Here is a 20,340-nt window from a genome sequence, read left to right on the forward strand (position 1 = left end):
TTAGATGTCGGCAATCTGTTCCTCGAGCCATCTCCTTGCGTCTGCTGCATCATCGAAACGCTCCCAGCGCAAACCGACCGAATCGTAGAATTTGCGGATCTGTTCGATGATGAATTCCCGGAACTCCGTGGAGTGCACAACGAACGCCGCAGCGCAAAGCCCGCGTTCCATATGTCCTATTATCAGCTCATTGCATCGCGCCGTTGCGTCATTCGTCATGATGGCGTGATCCCCGAGCTCAACCAGAATGCCGCAAAGACGCTCACCGTTCCCGTCCAGGAATCGGTCGACTTCGGCACCGATCTGATCGATCTGCTCGATATTAGTCGCACCCGCGACCCGCATATGCATGATTCCTGCGCCGCACCTGATGGAAAAGTCACCATGTGGCTCGAATTTTGTCACTGTTGCGCTCCTCTTGCTGGAACGAACCGGGCCCCTTCGGAACATTCAATCGAATTGGTTTATCGAAGATGAATCACATGCATTTTCTGGATCTTGCCGATCAAATAGCCGCCGAGTGCGACCTACCAGACGACGAGCGAGCACAGGGTCGTCGCCGGGCGGAACGTACCCGCGCCGACTTCCATATCGTAAGGCTGCAGGATCACGCATCCCTTGCTCGCCCAATGGCTCTGCAAGGTGAGAATGAGGGACTGGAAATCGATTCGCGGAACCGCTTCACCGAATGTCGACATATCAGTTCACTCGCATCTTTAGGATTTCGCGGTGCAGCAAAGTAATGGAAGCTCCGCCACCACGGCAAGCGGTGAGTGCGCAGATCCCTGCAAAGACAAAAAAATGACCGGAACAAGCGGTGTCCGGAAACCGACCAAGAGCGCCCGCATTGCGCTGCCTCATGTCGTAAAATTGAGTTCACGGGCTCCGAAACCCCTGAAAACCAATATGTTTCCCCCAGCGGATTCGTCAGGGCTTCCTAATAACAAGGTTCTTGGGCATCCCCAATAATCGGGCGGTACGCCGAGACTCGTCCCACATAGTGTCTTTTTCGATCGAAGCTGAAATTTTCATTTTATCACAAATATCAATCAGAAATTTCCCAGGATAATAGAAATTATGAACTCCTTGAAACACAATATCGTCACCGGCATCCGTAAATGACGCAATAAAAACGCCACCTTTTCGCAACAATGAATGAACATATCGGATTATCTTAATCATGACTTCAGGTGGACAATGCGTGAATACGGAAAGCGCCACCGCAATATCAAATGAATTCTCCGGTAATTTTGGGAAAACACCATTTTTTATATGATACAAAGTTGGTTTTTTTTCAGCCAGTCGGGGTAGATTGACACGCTGGGCTCCTATCTCGATCGCTGCCTCGGAGATATCCATGCCGACGTAGCATGATTCGTTGAGATACTTAATGACATGCTGACCAGACGCGACTGTCGCGCACCCGTAATCGAGATATCTATGTTCCGGCTTCAGGCCAAAATCTTTCTTCAAAAAACCGAGTTCAGGAGAGCGATCCGCGCCATCGAACAACCTAGGTTGTCCCTTGAGAATGGCACTCTGACGCACATCATAAAACTGCTCCCACCCCGCGAAATCTGATGCCACCATGTTGTCAAAGAGCTGTTGCTCGCCCCCGACTAGACTGAGGCCCGGATATTTAAACGCCTGACGATCTTCAACATGCACAATTTTATAAGTCACAAGTTCTTCCCATTCAGGGTTAGCTGGGTAATTAGACCGAGATAAAGGCCACTATTTCAGATACTTATGAAACAGATGACGGAAACGCGCCTCGTCCAAGGGCGAGCCCGGCTTGAGTTCGTCAGGCAAATCTTCAAAAGCAATTCTGTCCGGCTGGTCCAGCGTGGACAGATCAAGGCACCACTGAATCGTCAACATCAACCGATGCCCCGTTCGCAGCTTTGTCGCCCGGTGAAGCCCCCGGGTATCTTCAAGGATGACTGTGCCGGCAGGTCCCCCGAAAAAAACGGCCCTGTCCGGAAAGACCTTTTCCACAGCCCAGTCATCCCACCGCTGGATGTTCACCAGTGCTTTCTTTTGTGCCTCAGTTAAACCTCCGCATTTGTTTGCGGCCTCAGAGATTCCCTCGGCTGTCTGGCTTCCGGGGACAAATCCGTGCGGACCGTTGTCGTTCCCGACATCCGAGAGGTAGACGAACATCTTCATGAACGCGATGGAATCCTTGTCCGAATGCCATTCCCCTGAAGCAACGTTTTCACCATTTCCCGCAATGTTCAATGTGAACTCGAAGCCGCCGACATATGGCAATGCACCGAGATATTGCTCCACAACCCCCAAAAACCCGGGATTGGTCGCGAGCTTGGCCACCGCAGGATAGGCCAGGATATTGGCTGCGCCTGCTTTGTTCGCATAAGTCGTCGAATAGGACGTCCAGCAGGGATTGGTCAGTACTTCGTTCAGGTCCATGATAGAGTCTGGATCCTTTGCAGCGCCAAATGGCGCACTCTCCGCGGAATGCCTCAGAGCGTCCGTCACCGGCATGGGAAGTGCTGCTTTCGCGAAGCCATTGCTTCTGAGAGATTGCAGAAGCGCTTCCCCTGATTGTGAAGAGGATATTTCGGCGCGTGACAGGTTCCGGGTATACCAGCGGGTGTGCTGAGCCAGTATCTTCGATAGCTCCTGTTTCAGGTAACGGTCGTTTGAGCGCTGAAGATGAGTCAAAAGCCCGGCATGCCATTCCGGGATCGTCTCATCCGGAAAGACCGCCCGCTCGCCAGCATATATTCGCTTCAATACGATATCATCGCTTGGATCTTGCTGATTTTTCTGCTTCTCATTCATCAAAATAAACCTTCTGCGCTCCGCTGCAGGCAAGTTCCAAGCGCGGAGCATCGATTAACTACTTCGGAATACTAGAAGGGTCCGCTGCGCGCATAAAGCAAAGAAGCACCTCCCTAGTCCGAGATAAACCCCAGCCCGTCACGAGCCGCCCAAGCCAGCTGGCGCCAGTCCCGGCCTGATCCCCACTGGCGGAGCCTCACCCAGCAACAGCGCTCTGAACCGGGACAGCTTGTTATTCTTGTCGAGCTAGTTTCCCACTCCTAAACCCAGCCTCTGCGATCCTAGCCTCAAGCCACGGTTTGGCCGCCTCGTAACTGTCGACCGTGCACCAGGGCACACCCGCTTTTTTGTACAAGCCGCCAATCTGCGCAGAGATAATGAGACGGTGATCTGAATTGACGAGATTGAGTGCGGATGCACACAGTCCGTTCTCAGCACGCTCCGCAATACTTCGCGCCAGCAGCGCTTCAGCCTCTGGAGTGAGGATTACATGCTGATCGTAGACCGAATACATGGCAAACGGGGCTCCTGCAAAGCTCTCGACCAGAGATCTGACCTCCCGCACATATTCTTCGATGGTTTCCTTGTTTACCGCGCCGGAAGCAACAAGTTTGATAATGCTTCCATCAATCTCGAGAGTATATTCACCATGAGGTTCGAAGGCAGGCACAGCAAAAGCTCCCCCCGTTTTCCATTACGATAAAATCTGAACAGAAAACGGTTAAGAAATATCTACCAATCAGAAGATCATGAACTAGATGTCTGTTCGAGAAATTCCAGAGCCTTAATCATTGCCTCGTCTTCATTTTCCACTTCCTGCCACGGCACCCCGATTGCATCGAGAACGCGCGTGACCTGGGCCAGCACCAGCGTCTTGAATTCGGCCTCACTATCGAAGAAAAACGAGACACCGACCAAGCCACGAGCGACACGGCCGACGGCACTGGTGATCCACGCATCCTCAGCTTCGGGCGTCATCACCATGCCGCCATTGAAGTTGCAGATCATGGCGTAAGGGCCGCCTTTGAAGCCTTCCACGATTTCGTTCGCGCGGTGATTGTGGAGACGCAACATCTCAAGATTGACGAAACCTGACGCGGCAATACGGATTACCCTGTCCTGCTCCGGATCCAGCCAGATTTCGTAATTCCCATGAGGGGCATAATCGGGCACGTGCGTTACCCGCTGACTTTTTCGATCCGATAGCGGGTATGGGCGTCATCGACGCTTTCCCAAGCCCGCTTCTGCCATTCGGCCTTGGCTTCCTCGTAGGATGTGAAAGGCCCGACCCGGTTCTCGGGAGAGCCATCCACCGTCTCGCTGAAATCCGTCGACTTGTAGGTTCCGCCGACAACCCAGAACTGCTCCGAGCCATCGTCCCAGATCCGGTAGCGGGTGTGGGCGTCGTCCACATGCTCCCAGGCCAGCTTTCCCCAAACGGATTTCGCCGTTTCATAGTCCGGGAAAGGACCGATCTTGGTCTCCGCGTCACCGCCCTTGATATGCGTGAAGGAGGTGTCCGTGTATTCGCCGCCAATTACCCAAAAGGCCATGACAAAACTCCGTGCCATATTTGTGAATACGGTATACCGCGACGGGCGGGCGCTATCAATCGCAGCGCACCATACCCTTCGACGCTCGCCCACTGGGCACCCCGGCGTTCGCCGCTGGTCCCGGCCCCGCCACCCGGTTATATCTGACCGCGCGTCTGCTGGACGCACAGAACCGACGGAGTGCATTCATGCCCTTTTCTTCCCTGCGCGACTTCATGGCCCAGCTTGAGAGCAAGGGACGACTGGTCCGGGTCAGCGAGCCGATCTCGCCCGTCCTGGAAATGACGGAGATCCAGACCCGCCTGCTGGCTGAGGGTGGTCCGGCGGTGCTGTTCGAGAATGTCATCGGACCGGACGGGAAAAAGTACGACATGCCCGCGCTGGCCAATCTGTTTGGCACGGTGGAGCGGGTCGCCTGGGGTATGGACCGGGAGCCGGAACAGTTGCGTGAGGTCGGCGAGACACTCGCCTTCCTGCGCCAGCCGGAACCGCCGGGTGGCTGGCGCGAGGCGTTGGACATGCTGCCGTTGCTGAAGACAGTGATGGCAATGAAGCCGCGCACGGTCGGTTACGGCCCCTGCCAGGACGTGATCATGCAGGGCGACGACATCGATCTGTCCCGCCTGCCGATCCAGAGCTGCTGGCCGGGCGAGCCGGCGCCACTCATCACCTGGCCTCTGGTGGTGACGAAAGGCCCAGGCAAGCGCAAGGAAGACGATTTTAATCTCGGCATCTACCGCATGCAGGTGCTGGGCAAGGACAAGACCCTGATGCGCTGGCTGAAGCATCGTGGCGGCGCGCAGCATTACCAGCGCTGGAAGAACGAAAAGCCGGAGCCGCTGCCCGCCGCTGTGGTCATCGGGGCCGATCCGGGTACCATCCTCGCCGCCGTGACGCCGGTGCCGGATACGCTCAGCGAATACCAATTCGCCGGCCTGCTGCGCGGCAAGAAAGTCGACTTGGTCGACTGCAAGACGGTGCCGCTGAAGGTTCCGGCCGAGGCCGAGATCGTCATCGAGGGTTACGTCTCGCTCGAGGAGTATGGCGACGAGGGTCCCTATGGCGATCACACCGGTTATTATAATTCGGTCGAGAAGTTCCCGGTCTTCAACGTCTCCGCCATCACCATGCGGCGGGACGCGATTTACCTGACCACCTTCACCGGCCGACCGCCGGATGAGCCGTCGGTGCTGGGAGAGGGTCTGAACGAGGTCTTCATTCCGCTGATCCAGCAGCAGTTCCCCGAGATCGTGGATTTCTGGCTGCCGCCGGAGGGCTGCTCCTACCGGATCGCGGTCATCTCGATGAAGAAAGCTTATCCGGGCCATGCCAAGCGGGTCATGATGGGTGCCTGGTCCTATCTCCGGCAGTTCATGTACACGAAATGGCTGATCATCGTGGATGACGACATCAATGCCCGTGACTGGAAGGATGTCATGTGGGCGATCTCGACCCGCATGGACCCGGTCCGGGACGTGACGATGATCGAGAACACGCCGATCGACTATCTCGACTTCGCCAGCCCGGAATCCGGTCTCGGCGGCAAGATCGGCCTCGACGCCACGAACAAATGGCCGCCCGAGACAAAGCGCGAATGGGGCCATGAAATCCGGATGGACCAGGAGGTCATCGATCTCGTCGACCGGAAATGGTCTTCCCTCGGACTCCCCGGCAGCGGCAAGGCGATCTGGAGAAAATGATCACCATCTCCCTAAAAACTGAAGACAATTACGAAATATTTACTATTAGAATCTGATTCTAACTATAAATATTTGTATCAACCGTAAACTACATCGATAAAATAATCAGTTACTTCCTTTATTAGATTAGGGTCGATATGACGGCTATCTCGAAAATTGATTGTGGGATAACTGACATGAGGACCCGATCCACGGAACATTTCATAAGATGGCCAATAAAATGCATCACTTGATTTTATAGACGATAAAGCCTTTTCAACAGAACATCTCAAAACTGCCTTTGACCGGGAGTCAGCAACCATACATTTTTCACTTGAGAAAGTTGCAGCCATAGGTATTGGAGATACCGTAAAAACAATCTTTATTTTGTGGTTTAGTTTTTTCAAATCGTCAAAAGTCTTTTCTATATTCAATACATTTTCCTCAACACTCGATTGCCGAAAAATGTATCTCTTTTTGTCATATAACTCAGCGGGAACACCACCCCACAATACACTCTGAGTTTTCTTGTCTTCCCAAATTTCACTTAACCCGTAGGTAATTATGACGCATTCTGCCGTCTTTAGGAAATTATAAGCCTTTGATGCCTTTTCTGTATCGATTACCTGAATTCCACCACCTAGAAATCCAGTATCTAACTCATTATTTTTTTCATGATCATTCTTCAAAAGAAAATTAATATATTCAGATACCGCAAAACTAGTGTTCATACCTTCTGGAATCTCAATGTTCTCTGCCGTCACCTCTTTCTCTATGAGAGCTTTTCTTATATTCTGGGCAAAGCAAGACCCAAAAGTAATTATATTACCACCAATTTCCAAACGAAGTTTGAATTTACCCGGATCTATAAAATGTCTCCTAATAAACTCTCTAAATATAATGCTTGAATCTATTTTTCTTGGAAAAATATCCATTTCTTTTGCAAAGAATTTAATTCTAGACATCGAGTCAATATCTAAATTTCCTTCAGAATGAATGGTATCAATATTATTCCTTAATCCGTTTTGATATTTTGAAGAGATGTCATGATTAAAAATTGTATCAATTTGATTTTTGTATTCATTTATTCTCACGAAAAAAGGATTCTCTTCGTCATAAACTTTTCTGTCGAATTTGACTGTTTTCAAAAATTTTTCAAATTTCTCCAACAATATATACGCTCGGCGAAATCTCTTATGTTTTCTATGGACATTTACCAGGAAAAATACTGACCCCATGTCATTATTATTTTTACACATATCGAATAACTCTTCTTCATTCTTTTCAGAAAAATCATTCTCAAATTCAGAAATTTTACTAATAAAATCTATTCGTTCATTATCAAAAATTTTTTTCGCCATAAAATCAAATAAATCAATAGATCTTTCGTCTCCAAAGACTGTTATTATGTGCTTTAGGTCCAAAATATCTTTATATGAATACTCTTGATTTTTCAATTTAATCTCCCCCGAAACTCCATTCCATTATAATCTCAACATGAGATTGAAAATAGAACTAAAAACCTCATTCCCAAAATAAACCCTTGAATCTATCATTTTTCCTCGACACACAGACTATTTTACTCTTCCAATTGACGTTGTAAACTTAAGCTACGCACTGAATTTCTACAGTAACCTATTTCGCCGGATAGTCTCGCTTGATTCGATCGAGATCCCGTGCCGCAACCACGGCGTCGATTTCAAGCATCGCGTCGAGGAAGCCTTCCCGGCAGGCCGCGATATGGGTGCGTTGATGGCCTTCCTCGGCCTGCTCGACCCAGCAATCGAACTGGGCCTGCGCGCGAGCCGTGGCGTGCGGTGCCAGGATTCTGGAATCGCGGTCAAACGCCCTGAGCAATCGCTCCCGCGCGGATCGGAGGGCCGGTAATAAAGGTTCGGCGAGCTTCCAGTCCTCCAGACGTTCTGGCGAAACCGTCTCACCCCGGACGGAAGCCAGCGTCTTGTCGGCAAAGCGCTCGGCATCGATCCAGTCCGCCATGGCGTCGGCCTCGTAAAGCGCGAGGCGCCGATATTCTCTCGCGAGGTTCTGCGCGAATCCCTCGCCCTCGTCGGCCTGCCCGCGGACTGCGGCCACTCCGTCATAGAATTGGAACACCTCCGCCCGCGCGGTTTCGGCGGTCAGGGGCGTCAGGAAGGCAATCAACGCAAGAGCGGCCATGGATCGTCGCATCGGTTTCTCCTTTCAAGGATGTCGAGTTACCCCCATCCTGCGCACGGGCTTTTGGCGGAAAGAGGGTCGAGTTCGCCACATTCGACCTCATTTCACGACCGATCCGCCGGTTGCACGCGTGGGCGATCCGCCCTATGTCATGAGCCAGTTCTCAGACAGACCAGAGCTCAGACAGAGACGGGAAACACATGCCAGATACCGCCGGACTTGAACTGCTCGACAGCCTGATCGGAAAGGCGCTGAAGGCCGGCGCCGAGACGGCGGACGCCATTTATCTTACCGGGCGCTCGCTTTCCGTCTCCCAGCGTTTGGGCAAACCGGAAGCGGTCGAACGCGCCGAAGGCAACGATATAGGTCTGCGCGTTCTGGTCGGGAAACAGCAGGCTTCGGTCTCCGGCTCCGATACAAGGCCCGACGCTCTCAACGAACTTGTCGAGCGGGCGGTGGCCATGGCCAAGGTTGCGCCGGAAGATCCTTTTGCCGGGATTGCCGACGCCAGCCAGATCGCCGGCACCAACCCCGAGATCGAAATGTTCGATCCGTATGAGCCATCTGCCGAAGGCCTTACAAATCTGGCGGCCGCCGCCGAAGAAGCCGGTCTCGCGGTCAAGGGTATCACCAATTCGGAAGGCGGGGACGCCGGCTGGAGCACCACCGAAGTTGCCTTTGCGGCAAGCAACGGATTTTCCGGTCAATACCAGCGCTCCAGCTTCTCTGTCTCCGCCGTCATGCTCGCAGGCGAAGGTCAGGGGATGGAGCGGGATTACGATTATACCGCCAAGGTCTTTTTCGCGGATCTCGAGGATGCCGCCGAGATCGGTCGCCGGGCAGGCGAACGGACGATCCGCCGTCTGAACCCGCAGCGCCCGTCGTCGCAGCGTGTTCCGGTGATCTTCGACCCGCGGGTCAGCCGCTCGCTGCTCGGACACCTCTCCTCCGCCATCAACGGCGTGTCGATCGCGCGGGGTACTAGTTTCCTGAAAGACAAGATGGGCGAGCAGATCTTCGCCGATAGCATCCGCATCGTCGATGACCCGTTGCGCGACAGGGGCTTCCGCTCCCGCCCGTTCGACGCCGAGGGTCTGCCGACCGAAAAGCAGATGATCGTCGAAGATGGCCGTCTCGCCTCTTGGATCCTCGACCTGTCGACGGCGCGGCAGCTCGGTCTCGAGAGCAATGGGCACGCCTCGCGCGGCGTCGGTGGGCCGCCGAGCCCGTCCGCTACGAACCTTTATCTGGAACCCGGCGAGATGAGCCCCGAGGACCTGATCAAGTCGGTTGGCACCGGCCTCTACATCACCGACATGATGGGCTCCAGCGTCAGCACCGTGACCGGAGATTACAGCCGGGGCGCAGGCGGCTTCTGGATCGAGAACGGCGAGCTGGCCTATCCGGTATCCGAAATCACCGTTGCAGGGCACCTCACGGAAATCTTCCGGAACATGACGCCAGCAAACGATCTTACATTCAAATACGGCACCGACGCGCCGACCATTCGCGTCGATGGCCTGACCCTTGCCGGATCGAACGCATAGGCCTTTCGGTTTCTTTCACTAATTTGTGACTCGAAAACTCTGGCAATTACGATTGGGCCACCCCAGATCAGGCCCAATCGAGAAATTTCCTATGGAGTCCGAAGATGAGCTGCAAACGTAGCTTGCCGCGCCTGTTCCTTGTGCTTGTCGCTGTTGGACTGGCTGCTGCCGTGTCCCGCGACCCGACAGACGCGTCCGAAATGAATTTGATCGACCCGACAATCAGCGCACACCGGGGCCTCGCCATCGGCGGATACGATCCGGTTGCCTATTTCACAGACTATGCCGCCGTCCATGGGGACGAAACGTATGCCGTTGAATTCGACGGTATACGGTTCCTTTTCAAAAACGCCGACAATCGCCACCAGTTCCTGCAGGATCCCAATCGCTATATGCCTCAATTCGGCGGCCACAGCACCTTTGCCCTCGCCAAGGGCAAGCTGTATGGCGCGGACCCGACGGTCTTCGACATCATCGACGGCCGCCTTTATCTCAGCCGCAACGAACGGGTGCAGGAGCTCTGGCACCGGAACCCCGACGGCTATATCCGTCAGGCGGAAGAGAACTGGTCAGAGCTTAGCGGTGGCTAACCTCCGACTCGCCTAACAACCTCCTCTGGGCACCACCAGCCTGAGCGGTTGCGATGGCAGGGAAATACTGGCGGGGAGATTGGTCACGATATCCCCGTCTGCCTGCACAGGGTCGCCGCTATAGGCCCCCTCCTCCGCCCAGATCGAAACGGACCGTGTCTGGATAATCCGGTAGCCGGCCGTCGTCGGCAGACGGCCCATCATCATGTTCGCCGCATAGCGCACGGCGTTCCAGCGCCCGACGCGCTCGAACAGACAGACATGCAGGATGTCCGCGTCGAGCCTGGCGTCAGGCGCGCAGATGAATGTCCCACCGTAAAAATGCGCCTTGGCGACCACGACCGAAGCTGCCTTGTAAGTGTGGCCTTTGATCGCCACCCGGTAATGGTGCGGCTTGTAGGAAGCCAGCTCCGACAGCGTCGTCAACACATAGGCGCCCTTGCCCAGCCGGGCCTTAACACGCGTATTCACGTTTGCCACCACATCCGCATCGAGACCGACCCCGGCCATCAACGTGAAACGGTGGCCGTTCACATCGCCTATATGCGCCTCCATGACTGGACCACGCCAGATCGTGTCGGCAATTTCCTCGGCCTTAACCTTCAGGCCGATCTCGGCGGCCAGCACGTTCGCCGTGCCGAGCGGCAGGATGGCAAGAGGTAACTCCCCACCGCTCATGCCATTCACCACCTCGTTGATGGTTCCATCCCCGCCAGCGGCCACCACAGCGTCCGGCGCATTTTGTGCCTTCATCAGACTGTGCTGCCTGGCCTGACGGGCAAAGGCTTCGGCATCCCCCCGCGCCCCGGTCTCCTTAACCGTGACCATGACGCCATGGGATTTCAGCCGCTCGATGAGCGATGAGAAAAGCGCATAACGACGCTGTCCTGCCTTTGGGTTGTAGATAACCAGCGCATGGTTCCGGCCATCTCCGGCATCGAATTCGAGAGGGTCGCTTCCCTTCACCCGGGTCGAATCGCCAGTGACCTGATCCAAGTGAAACTCCCGCACGCGGATTGTTGCTCAGCCTAGCGGATGACAGTTTTATTAAACAGCCTATGCACTCCACAAATATAAATAGATTTTTTGTTACAGATTCATGAAGTCATACAAAGTTCATTTTACAAAATATGGTGTGATTCATAATAGAACGCGCAACAGACATTGGACAAAAGCGGTTTTCATTCAAGATCCGGCAAGTTTTCAAAAACGGGATGACGGCAAATGAACAGCCAGAAGGGTACCGACCGCTACCGGGCAATCTGGATTTCCGACATTCATCTCGGGACCAAGGGATGTCAGGCCGAGTATCTGCTCGATTTTCTGAAGCATACGGAATCCGACTACCTCTATCTGGTTGGCGATATCATCGATATCTGGCGCATGAAGCGCTCCTGGTCCTGGAAGCAGAGCCATAACGACGTGCTGCAAAAGCTGCTGCGCAAGGCGCGCAAGGGCACGAAGGTCATGTTCCTGCCGGGCAATCACGACGAGATGTTCCGCGGGTTCCTTGGCGAAAATTTCGGCCAGATCGAGGTCCGGGACGAGCATGTCCATGTCACCAAGGATGGTCGCCGCTTCCTGATCCTGCATGGCGACCAGTACGACGTCGTGGTGAAGTACAACAAGTGGCTCGCGCTGGTCGGCGACGGCGCCTACAACCTCGCCCTCACGCTCAACACCCATTTCAACCAGATCCGCCGCTTCCTCGGCTATCCTTACTGGTCGCTCTCCGCCTACCTGAAGAACAAGGCGAAGCGCGCAGTCGAGTTCATCGGCAATTTCGAGCATGCGCTGGCCGACGAGGCTTCCAAGCGCGGCGTCGACGGCATTATCTGCGGCCACATCCACAAGGCCGAGATGAAGCAGATCGGCGACATCACCTACTGCAACGACGGCGACTGGGTAGAAAGCTGCACGGCGCTGGTCGAGCACGCCGACGGCCGTATGGAAATTCTCAACTGGGCCGAGGTGAGGCAACTCACCTTCGCCTGAGGCGGTAAGCCCAATGAAAATCCTTCTCGTTTCCGACGCCTGGTTCCCGCAGGTGAACGGCGTTGTCCGCACCCTGAACACGGTGATCGGCGAGCTCAAGGCCATGGGCCACGAGGTCGACACCATCACGCCGGACCAGTTCACCACCATCCCCTGCCCGACCTATCCGGAGATCCGCTTGGCCTGCTGGCCCTTCTTCCGGGTCCCGGCGATGATCGAGGCGGCCCGGCCGGATGCCATCCATATCGCCACCGAAGGGCCGCTGGGGATGACGGCGCGGCGCTATTGCGTGCGCAACAAGCTGCCTTTCACCACGGCCTATCACACCCGGTTCCCGGAATATGTCGAGCCGCGCCTCGGCGTGCCGGTGTCATGGACCTACAAGGTCATGCGCCATTTTCACGGCAAGTCCGCCGGTGTCATGGTGGCCACGAAATCCATCCGCGCCGATCTTGAGGCGCGCGGCTTCGACAACATCAAGGACTGGAGCCGGGGCGTCGACACAGAGCTGTTCCGACCCCAATCAAAAGATTCGATCGACGCGCCGCGACCGGTCTTCATGTTCGTCGGTCGGGTGGCGGTGGAAAAGAACCTTCCCGCTTTCCTTGAGCTGGACCTGCCCGGCAGCAAGGTGGTTGTCGGCGGCGGCCCTGACATGAACATGCTGAAAAAGCGCTATCCGGACACCATCTTCGTTGGTGCCAAGAAGGGTGAGGATCTGGCCCGGCATTACGCGGCAGCCGATGTCTTCGTCTTCCCGAGCCGGACCGATACATTCGGCCTCGTCATGCTGGAAGCCCTCGCGTCGGGCGTGCCGGTCGCAGCTTTCCCGGTTCCCGGCCCGCTGGATGTCATCGCGTCGGAGAAGGTTGGCGTGCTGTCAGAAGATCTTGGTGCGGCGGCCAAGGCTGCGTTGAAGCTTTCCGCTGAAGACTGCCGGGCCTATGCGCTCGGCTACAGCTGGCAAGCCTGCGCAGAGCAGTTCTTCAACAATCTGGCCCCCTTCGATTCCGATGCCGCTTTCGGCCGTTTCACGGCACGACCCGTCAAAGCCGCCTGACGTTTTACGCCAATAAGAACTTGGCCCGGCAACGGCGCCCTAGTATGCATTCCCGTAATCGCGAAAAGTGACCGATTCGGTCCTGATGTTCGAACGGAAAGCATGCTGAAACGTCTGTTGCGCACGGATACCGGCCGCGAGGTCGCAAGCCGCCTGTTGGCCACCTTGCTTCGGGGCCTCGCGCGCACCATCCGTTGGCAGATCATCAATCCAGAAATCGCTGACACCGTCTTCCGAAGTGAGCAGCCGATGATCGGCGCCTTCTGGCATAACCGCATCATGCTGATGACGGAGATCTGGAACAGCGACCGGCCGTTCGCCATGCTGCAGTCGAAACACCCGGACGGCCGCCTGATCGCCCGCACCATCGAGCATCTCGGCATCGAGGACATCGTCGGCTCGGCCGGCAAGGGAAAGGGTGGAGCCCAGGCCTTGCGCAGCATGCTGCGGGCATTGAAAAGCGGCACCAGTGTCGGTGTCACACCTGACGGCCCGCGCGGGCCGCGCATGCGGGCCTCCGGCGGCGTCATCGCACTTGCCCGGATGAGTGGCGCGCCGATCTACCCAGTAACCTGGAACGTCTCCCGCCGCCGGGTACTGCGGAGCTGGGACCGGTTCATCCTCGCCCTGCCCTTCAGCCGCGGTGTCTATATCTGGGGTGAGCCCATCCATGTGCCCCGGGATGCGGACGAAGCGCAGATGGAAGTCCTCCGTCTCGAACTTGAAGAGCGTCTGAACCATCTCTGCGCCCAAGCGGACGCCGCCCTCGGAACTGACCCGATCGCGCCCGCCGATCCGGCGCCGGAAGCCTCATGATCTTCCGCCTCTATAGTGTCGCCATGCGCCTCGCCAGCCCCCTGCTCGACCGGCTTCTGGAAAAACGCCTCGCACGTGGCAAGGAAGATCCCGCACGCATCCGCGAACGCCGGGGCGAGGCCACGCTCCCGCGCCCGACGGGCCATCTCTTCTGGGTACACGGCGCCAGTGTTGGCGAATGCCAGACAGCACTTGCGCTGATCGACCAGCTGCTGGCGCTCGACCCGGAGCTGCAAGTACTGCTGACCAGCGGCACCCGCACTTCCGCCGATCTGATGGCCGGGCGCCTGCCGGAGCGGGCAATCCACCAGTTCGTACCGGTTGATCAGCCTCGCTGGATTGACCGGTTTCTAGATCACTGGGCCCCATCCGCCGCCATATTCGTTGAGTCCGATCTGTGGCCCAATCTTGTGCTTGAGACCCAGGCGCGCGACATCCCCCTGATCCTGGCCAACGCCCGCATGTCGGAGAGTTCCTTTGCGCGCTGGCGACGCCTCGGATTTCTGACCGGGCGCCTGTTCGAGGATTTCGCCCTGATCCTGGCCAGCAACGAAGCCCAGAAGCGGGGCTTTGAAAGCCTGACCCGCGCTCCAGTGGTCTGTATAGGAAACCTGAAACGTGCCGCCGGCCCGCTTGCGGTAGATGAAGTAAAATTGCTGGAGCTGAAACACGCTACAGGGACCCGGCCGGTCTTCCTTGCCGCCAGCACACATGACGGTGAGGAGTCTGCAATACTGACAGCTCACCGCCATGCCGCGGACAGGATTCCCGGCCTGCTGACAGTGATCGCACCGCGCCACCCGAACCGCGGCCCCGCAATCGAGCTCATGGCGGCGGATACAGGCCTCACGGTTGCCCGACGATCTACGGGAGCTTTGCCCGATGCGGCAACCGAGGTTTATGTCGCGGATACGATGGGCGAGATGGGTACCCTGTTCACGCTCGCCGATACGGTCTTCATTGCCGGATCCTTCGTGCCCGTGGGCGGACATAACCCGCTTGAACCCGCCCATTTCGGCAAACCGGTCCTGTTCGGCCCGCTGATGACAAAGAATGCCGATATCGCCACAGACATGATCGCGGCAGGGGTTGCCGAAGAGGTTGCTGATGGCATCGCGCTTGGCGGCCGGATTGTCGCGCTGACGCAAGACGGCGCGGAGCGCAGTGCCATGACCGGCGCAGCACTGGCCTTCGCTCGGGGGCAGTCGAAGATCGCGGAGGAAATGGCGGAACGCATCATGGACACCGTCAACCGTCACGGTGCCCCCGGCGCAAGCCCGAGCGGGACGACACCATGAAAGCGCCGGAATTCTGGCATCGCGCAGGCCTGCTTTCGGCACTTCTGACACCCGTCTCCTGGCTCTACCAGATCGGGGCCTCCTTCCGCCTCGCGGTGACAAACACTTACACGGCCTCCGTCCCCGTGTTCTGCGTCGGCAACCTCGTTGCTGGCGGCGCCGGGAAAACGCCTGTTGCTCTGGCGCTCGGCCGGGCCCTGATCCGGCGCGGCCTGAAGGTCGCCTTTCTCAGCCGGGGCTATGGCGGCAACAAGACTGGTCCGCTGCAGGTTCTGCCGGACCGGCACACCGCCCGCGACGTTGGCGACGAGCCGCTCTTGCTCGCCGAGGCGGCACCGACATGGATCGCCCGCGACCGGGCGGCCGGTGCCCGGATGGCGGCGGAAGCTGGCGCGGACATCATCCTGCTTGATGACGGCTTCCAGAACCCGGCCCTTGCCAAGACAATGTCCGTGCTGGTGGTGGATGGCGGCTACGGCTTTGGAAACGGTCATGTGATTCCGTCCGGGCCGTTGCGTGAGCCGGTATCTCATGGGCTGGCCCGGGCCGATGCCGTCATGCTGCTGGGAGACGATCCCGGCGGTCTGGAAGACGTGCTCAGTGAAACGCTCCCGGTTTTTCGCGGCCATCTGACCCCAACCCGCGCAAGCGCTGGATTGCGGGGTGAACGGGCCATCGCTTTCGCCGGCATCGGGCGCCCTAAAAAATTCTTTGATACGCTGCGGGCGCTCGGTGTCGAACTGATCGAAACCCGGTCCTTCGGCGATCATGAACCCTACCGCGGGGAAGATCTGATCGACCTGATCGCCAAGGCCGAGCAGGAAGACGCCCTGCTGCTGACCACATCCAAGGATCATGTCCGGTTGCCGGAAGAGCTGCGGCTAATGATCCGGCGTGTTGATGTGGAGCTTGTCTGGGAAGACCCGGCCGGCATCGAGACCTTGCTGGACAGGATCGTCGCACCCGGCGACTAGTTCTTTCGCCGCCTAGTTTTTCGGGGGCAGGGGCGGCACCAGAACGGCCGCGTCGACCCGGACATCGAACCAGTTGATCCGCCAGTCCAGATGCGGCCCGGTCGCCCGGCCGGTCGCTCCGATGGTGCCGATTTGCGCACCGCGTTTCACTTCCTCGCCGACTTTCGCCGTCACCGTCTGCATATGCAGGAAGGCCGAGCTGAGCCCGTGCCCGTGATCGATGATCACCGTGCCGCCGGTATAATAGAGATCCTGCTCCGCCAGTCGGACGATCCCTCCCGCAGGCGCGATCACAGGAGAGCCCACCGGCCCCGCGACATCGACGCCGAAATGCGGCCGTTTCGGAATGCCGTTCAGGACCCGCTGGCTGCCATAGACTCCGGAAATCCGGCCTTTCGCGGGCCAAATGAAACCTTCGGCGAAATAGGGACGGTCGGTGTCGATTTTCCGAACCTTGCCGATCTTCGCATTCTCCCGACGGATACGGGCGAGCACTTCCGGCTTCGGCTCGACATATTTCTGCGGCAGCCCTTCAATCCGTTGGATATTGTAGGTCCGCTTGGCGATCTTCAGCGCCTTGCGCTCCTCCAATCCGTCCGGCGCCTTGGCGACCAGCATGGCATCAGGCTCCGCATCGCGGCCAAAGCCGAGCACGAACACCCCGTCCGCGCTGACCCGCACGGGACGGCCATCGAGCGTCAGTTTAACGTCCGGATCGGTGCGGCCCATGATGATCCCGCCCTGGGTAAAGGCGCCATTCATCTCCAGCGTCACGGCATCGGCAGGGCGCGCCAGCAGCACCAGAAGGACGGCGAGCAAAAAACGAATCACAACAGGCTCCCCTGCGCCGGATCGGGTTTCTTTGGTTTTGACTTGGGCGCGGGCTTCACCTCCGCCGTGCTTTCGGGCGCTTTCTCCGCCGGTTTGCTGGCGCTTGCGACAGGTGCAGCAGCAACGCCGCCGATCACTGCATCGCGGGCGCCATCGCCGAAATGGATGGAAACCCCATCACCTTCCGACAGCGCCTCCGCACGTGTGACCGGCGACCCGTCCGCATCCCGGACCAGCGCGAAACCGCGCTTCAGGGTCTGCTCGTAGGAATTGCTTTCCAGCAGGCGTCCCGCCGCATCCAGCCGTTTTCCCTGCAGGTCGACAACCCGCGCAAAGGCCTGTTCAAACTGGCTTCCGAGCCGGCCAAGATCACGTTCAGCACGCACCATCCGTTCGGCGATCGGTTCAAGCCGCAAGCGCCCGGCGACTGCACCAAGCCTGCTGACCGCGACCTCTCCGACCCTGCGGATCGAGGATGCCCAGCGCTGCTCCGCCACCTTGAAGCGGCTTTCCATCCTGTTCAGCTCGGCCTGCGGGTCCGGGATTTTCGAGGCCAGATCGCGCATCCGGTCATTCGCCCGGGAAAGCCTGCGTTCCGCCGCTGCGCCCGCCGCCTGCCAACGGTAATCGACGGTCTGCGCCTTCGCCTCGATGATCGAACGCGGATCGCCGAGACCGCGCGCAAGGCCGGAGAGACGGGTTTCCGATTCGGCGAACTTGCGGCGCAGGCCATTGAACAGCCGCGTCCCGTCCTGCATCAGAGTCGCCAGCAGATCGGCCCGCACCGGCACCGCAATCTCGGCGGCGGCAGTCGGGGTTGGCGCCCGGCGATCGGAGGCATAATCGATCAGGGTCGTATCGGTCTCGTGCCCAACGGCGGAGATCAGCGGGATCTCGCTGGCAGCGGCGGCACGAACCACAATTTCCTCATTGAAGGCCCAGAGGTCTTCCAGGCTGCCGCCACCACGGGCGACAATCAGCAGGTCCGGGCGCGGCACGGCACCATCCGGCGCCATCCGGTTAAAGCCCTCGATAGCGGCGGCGACCTGATCCTTCGCCGCTTCGCCCTGGACCAGCACCGGCCAGACCAGCACATGACACGGGAACCGGTCGGACAGCCGGTGCAGGATATCCCGGATCACAGCGCCGGTCGGCGAGGTGACCACGCCGATGACCTTCGGCAGAAACGGCAGCGGACGCTTGCGGGCGGCATCGAACAGGCCTTCGGCGGCCAGCTTCTTGCGCCGGTCTTCCAGCAGCTTCAGCAGCGCACCTTCGCCCGCCAGCTCCATCTGCTCGATCACCATCTGGTATTTCGAACGACCGGGGAAGGTGGTGAGCTTGCCGGTACAGATCACCTCCATGCCTTCTTCCGGCTGGATCGAAAGCCGCTGCGCCGCGCCGCGCCAGCAGATCGCGTCGAGAACCGACTTCTCGTCCTTCAGGGTGAGATAAAGGTGGCCCGATCCAGCCCGCGTCGGCCGGGAAATCTCCCCCCGGACACGAACATGCTCGAACGCCCCCTCGACGGTCCGTTTGACCTGATGAGAGATCTCGCTGACGGAGAATTCGGGAATATTGCCGAGCGGCGGCGCGCTGTCGTCTTGCATGAGGAGAATTTATGCTACAAGGCCGCCGAGTGAAAGCACGGGAACAGAAAAATGAAGATATTGGTCGTCGGATCGGGTGCGCGGGAACATGCCTTGTGCTGGGCCATTTCGGCCTCTCCCCTTTGCGATCACCTTTATTGCGCCCCGGGCAATGCCGGGATCGCAAATGTCGCCGAATGCATCGCGGTAAAAGCCGAGGATGTCGACAGGATTGTTGCCTTCGCCAAGGAAAACGCCATCGACTTCGTCGTGGTCGGCCCGGAAGCGCCACTGGTGGCCGGTCTGGTCGACAAGCTGGACGAAGCCGGAATCAAGGCCTTCGGGCCGAGCGCCGCCGCGGCCCAGCTCGAAGGCTCCAAGGCTTTCACCAAAGGCATCTGCGACCGGCACAATATCCCGACGGCCGCCTACGCCCGCTTCACCGATCTGGAAGCCGCGAAGGACTATGTCACGAAAATGGGCGCTCCCATCGTCGTCAAGGCTGACGGGCTTGCAGCAGGCAAGGGCGTGACCGTTGCCCAGACGGTCAACGACGCGATCTCCGCGCTTGAAGACGCCCTGTCTGGCGGCGCTTTCGGTGCGGCCGGCGAAGAGGTTGTGATCGAGGAATGCCTGATCGGCGAGGAAGCCAGCTTCTTCGCGCTCTGCGATGGCAAGACCGCGTTGCCTCTGGCCACCGCCCAGGACCACAAGGCTGTCGGCGACGGCGATACCGGCCCGAACACGGGCGGGATGGGTGCCTACTCGCCGGCCCCGGTGATGGACGACGCCATGGTCCAACGGGTAATGAAAGAGATCGTTCAGCCAACAGTCGACGGCATGGCAGCCGAAGGCATGCCGTTCAAGGGCGTGCTGTTCGCCGGTCTGATGATCACCAAGGACGGCCCCAAGCTGATCGAGCACAATGTCCGCTTCGGCGATCCCGAATGCGAAGCGCTGATGATGCGGTTGATGAGCGACATCCTGCCGGCACTGATCGCCTCCGCGGACGGCCAGCTCGACCAGATTACCCTGCGCTGGCGCCCGGAGAGCGCGCTGTGCGTCGTGCTCGCTTCGAAGGGCTATCCCAATTCCTACGAGAAGGGCACGCTGATCGCCGAACTCGCGCCGGACAGCGACACCGTGACCACCTTCCATGCCGGCACCGCGCGCACGGACAAGGGCGTGTTGCTTGCGACGGGAGGGCGGGTTCTTGTTGTTACCGCGCTGGGCGAGAGCGTTACCGCCGCCCAGATCCGGGCTTACGAAACGGTAAAAGCCATCAAATGGTCCAATGGTTTTCACCGCAATGATATCGGTTGGCGCGCCGTCGCACGAGAGTCTGCCAATCCAACTAAGTAAAATTTTCTATAAAACAGAATGAATTCTTAGACTTCATTCATTTAACATTCACACACAAAAGGA

General features: G+C 57.9%; 20 protein-coding genes and 1 pseudogene. 9 read left to right on the top strand and 12 right to left on the bottom strand.

Features of this window, described 5'->3' with window-relative positions; genetic code table 11:
• The 7 genes and pseudogenes from VOI22_RS16610 to VOI22_RS16640 all read right to left on the bottom strand — a co-directional run bounded on the left by VOI22_RS16610 (nt 1) and on the right by VOI22_RS16640 (nt 4,358).
• Nucleotides 1-405 carry a hypothetical protein gene (locus tag VOI22_RS16610; protein WP_323797572.1) on the bottom strand — a complete coding sequence of 135 codons (405 nt, stop codon included), beginning with the start codon at nt 403-405 and terminating at the stop codon, nt 1-3.
• Between the two features lie 134 nt (nt 406-539).
• A pseudogene (locus tag VOI22_RS16615) lies at nt 540-698 on the bottom strand (glycine--tRNA ligase subunit alpha); the annotation flags it as partial.
• Between the two features lie 229 nt (nt 699-927).
• Nucleotides 928-1,683: a class I SAM-dependent methyltransferase gene (locus tag VOI22_RS16620; RefSeq protein ID WP_323797573.1), complete on the bottom strand. Its 756-nt coding sequence runs from the start codon at nt 1,681-1,683 to the stop codon at nt 928-930.
• A gap of 51 nt (nt 1,684-1,734) precedes the next feature.
• A complete protein-coding gene (locus tag VOI22_RS16625; protein WP_323797574.1) occupies nt 1,735-2,805 on the bottom strand; it encodes a hypothetical protein in 1,071 nt (356 codons plus the stop codon).
• A gap of 232 nt (nt 2,806-3,037) precedes the next feature.
• Nucleotides 3,038-3,475, bottom strand: coding sequence for a hypothetical protein (locus tag VOI22_RS16630; RefSeq protein WP_323797575.1), 438 nt, complete (start codon nt 3,473-3,475; stop codon nt 3,038-3,040).
• Nucleotides 3,476-3,552: 77 nt separating this feature from the next.
• Nucleotides 3,553-3,978, bottom strand: coding sequence for a hypothetical protein (locus tag VOI22_RS16635; protein WP_323797576.1), 426 nt, complete (start codon nt 3,976-3,978; stop codon nt 3,553-3,555).
• Nucleotides 3,979-3,983: 5 nt separating this feature from the next.
• The gene (locus VOI22_RS16640; protein ID WP_036553867.1) at nt 3,984-4,358 is read right to left on the bottom strand and encodes a DUF4170 domain-containing protein; all 375 of its coding nucleotides are present in this window, start codon (nt 4,356-4,358) and stop codon (nt 3,984-3,986) included.
• A gap of 188 nt (nt 4,359-4,546) precedes the next feature.
• On the opposite strand from VOI22_RS16640, the gene VOI22_RS16645 reads away from it, so the two are divergent.
• On the top strand, nt 4,547-6,058 hold the full coding sequence (locus tag VOI22_RS16645) for a UbiD family decarboxylase (protein WP_323797577.1): 1,512 nt from the start codon (nt 4,547-4,549) through the stop codon (nt 6,056-6,058).
• Between the two features lie 77 nt (nt 6,059-6,135).
• Here the strand turns inward: VOI22_RS16645 and VOI22_RS16650 are convergent, their stop codons facing one another.
• Nucleotides 6,136-7,494: a GSCFA domain-containing protein gene (locus VOI22_RS16650; protein ID WP_323797578.1), complete on the bottom strand. Its 1,359-nt coding sequence runs from the start codon at nt 7,492-7,494 to the stop codon at nt 6,136-6,138.
• A 178-nt stretch (nt 7,495-7,672) separates the two neighbouring features.
• Nucleotides 7,673-8,227, bottom strand: coding sequence for a hypothetical protein (locus VOI22_RS16655; protein ID WP_323797579.1), 555 nt, complete (start codon nt 8,225-8,227; stop codon nt 7,673-7,675).
• A gap of 188 nt (nt 8,228-8,415) precedes the next feature.
• Here VOI22_RS16655 and VOI22_RS16660 point away from each other — a divergent pair, with 188 nt between their 5' ends.
• Nucleotides 8,416-9,762, top strand: a complete 1,347-nt coding sequence (locus VOI22_RS16660; protein ID WP_323797580.1) for a TldD/PmbA family protein — start codon at nt 8,416-8,418, stop codon at nt 9,760-9,762.
• Between the two features lie 104 nt (nt 9,763-9,866).
• The gene (locus VOI22_RS16665; protein WP_028465974.1) at nt 9,867-10,352 is read left to right on the top strand and encodes a YHS domain-containing (seleno)protein; all 486 of its coding nucleotides are present in this window, start codon (nt 9,867-9,869) and stop codon (nt 10,350-10,352) included.
• Nucleotides 10,353-10,364: 12 nt separating this feature from the next.
• Here VOI22_RS16665 and VOI22_RS16670 read toward each other — a convergent pair whose 3' ends face one another.
• Complete coding sequence (locus VOI22_RS16670; RefSeq protein ID WP_323797583.1) at nt 10,365-11,348, bottom strand: diacylglycerol kinase family protein; 984 nt, start codon at nt 11,346-11,348, stop codon at nt 10,365-10,367.
• A 228-nt stretch (nt 11,349-11,576) separates the two neighbouring features.
• On the opposite strand from VOI22_RS16670, the gene VOI22_RS16675 reads away from it, so the two are divergent.
• The 5 genes from VOI22_RS16675 (at nt 11,577) to lpxK (ending at nt 16,495) form a co-directional block, all read left to right on the top strand.
• A complete protein-coding gene (locus tag VOI22_RS16675; protein ID WP_323797584.1) occupies nt 11,577-12,347 on the top strand; it encodes a UDP-2,3-diacylglucosamine diphosphatase in 771 nt (256 codons plus the stop codon).
• A 13-nt stretch (nt 12,348-12,360) separates the two neighbouring features.
• Nucleotides 12,361-13,407: a glycosyltransferase family 1 protein gene (locus VOI22_RS16680; RefSeq protein ID WP_323797585.1), complete on the top strand. Its 1,047-nt coding sequence runs from the start codon at nt 12,361-12,363 to the stop codon at nt 13,405-13,407.
• Between the two features lie 102 nt (nt 13,408-13,509).
• The gene (locus tag VOI22_RS16685; protein WP_323797586.1) at nt 13,510-14,223 is read left to right on the top strand and encodes a lysophospholipid acyltransferase family protein; all 714 of its coding nucleotides are present in this window, start codon (nt 13,510-13,512) and stop codon (nt 14,221-14,223) included.
• The gene (locus VOI22_RS16690; RefSeq protein ID WP_323797587.1) at nt 14,220-15,521 is read left to right on the top strand and encodes a 3-deoxy-D-manno-octulosonic acid transferase; all 1,302 of its coding nucleotides are present in this window, start codon (nt 14,220-14,222) and stop codon (nt 15,519-15,521) included. Before VOI22_RS16685 ends, VOI22_RS16690 begins: the two co-directional genes overlap by 4 nt.
• Nucleotides 15,518-16,495: a tetraacyldisaccharide 4'-kinase gene (lpxK, locus tag VOI22_RS16695; RefSeq protein ID WP_323797588.1), complete on the top strand. Its 978-nt coding sequence runs from the start codon at nt 15,518-15,520 to the stop codon at nt 16,493-16,495. The genes VOI22_RS16690 and lpxK overlap by 4 nt, the downstream gene beginning before the upstream one ends.
• 12 nt (nt 16,496-16,507) lie before the next feature.
• Here the strand turns inward: lpxK and VOI22_RS16700 are convergent, their stop codons facing one another.
• Both VOI22_RS16700 and xseA read right to left on the bottom strand, forming a co-directional pair.
• Nucleotides 16,508-17,326, bottom strand: coding sequence for a M23 family metallopeptidase (locus tag VOI22_RS16700; RefSeq protein WP_323797589.1), 819 nt, complete (start codon nt 17,324-17,326; stop codon nt 16,508-16,510).
• Nucleotides 17,323-18,936 carry an exodeoxyribonuclease VII large subunit gene (gene xseA / locus VOI22_RS16705; RefSeq protein WP_323797590.1) on the bottom strand — a complete coding sequence of 538 codons (1,614 nt, stop codon included), beginning with the start codon at nt 18,934-18,936 and terminating at the stop codon, nt 17,323-17,325. The genes VOI22_RS16700 and xseA overlap by 4 nt, the downstream gene beginning before the upstream one ends.
• 51 nt (nt 18,937-18,987) lie before the next feature.
• Here xseA and purD point away from each other — a divergent pair, with 51 nt between their 5' ends.
• Nucleotides 18,988-20,277: a phosphoribosylamine--glycine ligase gene (gene purD / locus VOI22_RS16710; protein ID WP_323797591.1), complete on the top strand. Its 1,290-nt coding sequence runs from the start codon at nt 18,988-18,990 to the stop codon at nt 20,275-20,277.
• Nucleotides 20,278-20,340: the final 63 nt, after the last annotated feature.

It is taken from the genome of Nisaea sp. (assembly GCF_034670185.1).
In the GTDB taxonomy this organism is placed as follows: domain Bacteria; phylum Pseudomonadota; class Alphaproteobacteria; order Thalassobaculales; family Thalassobaculaceae; genus Nisaea.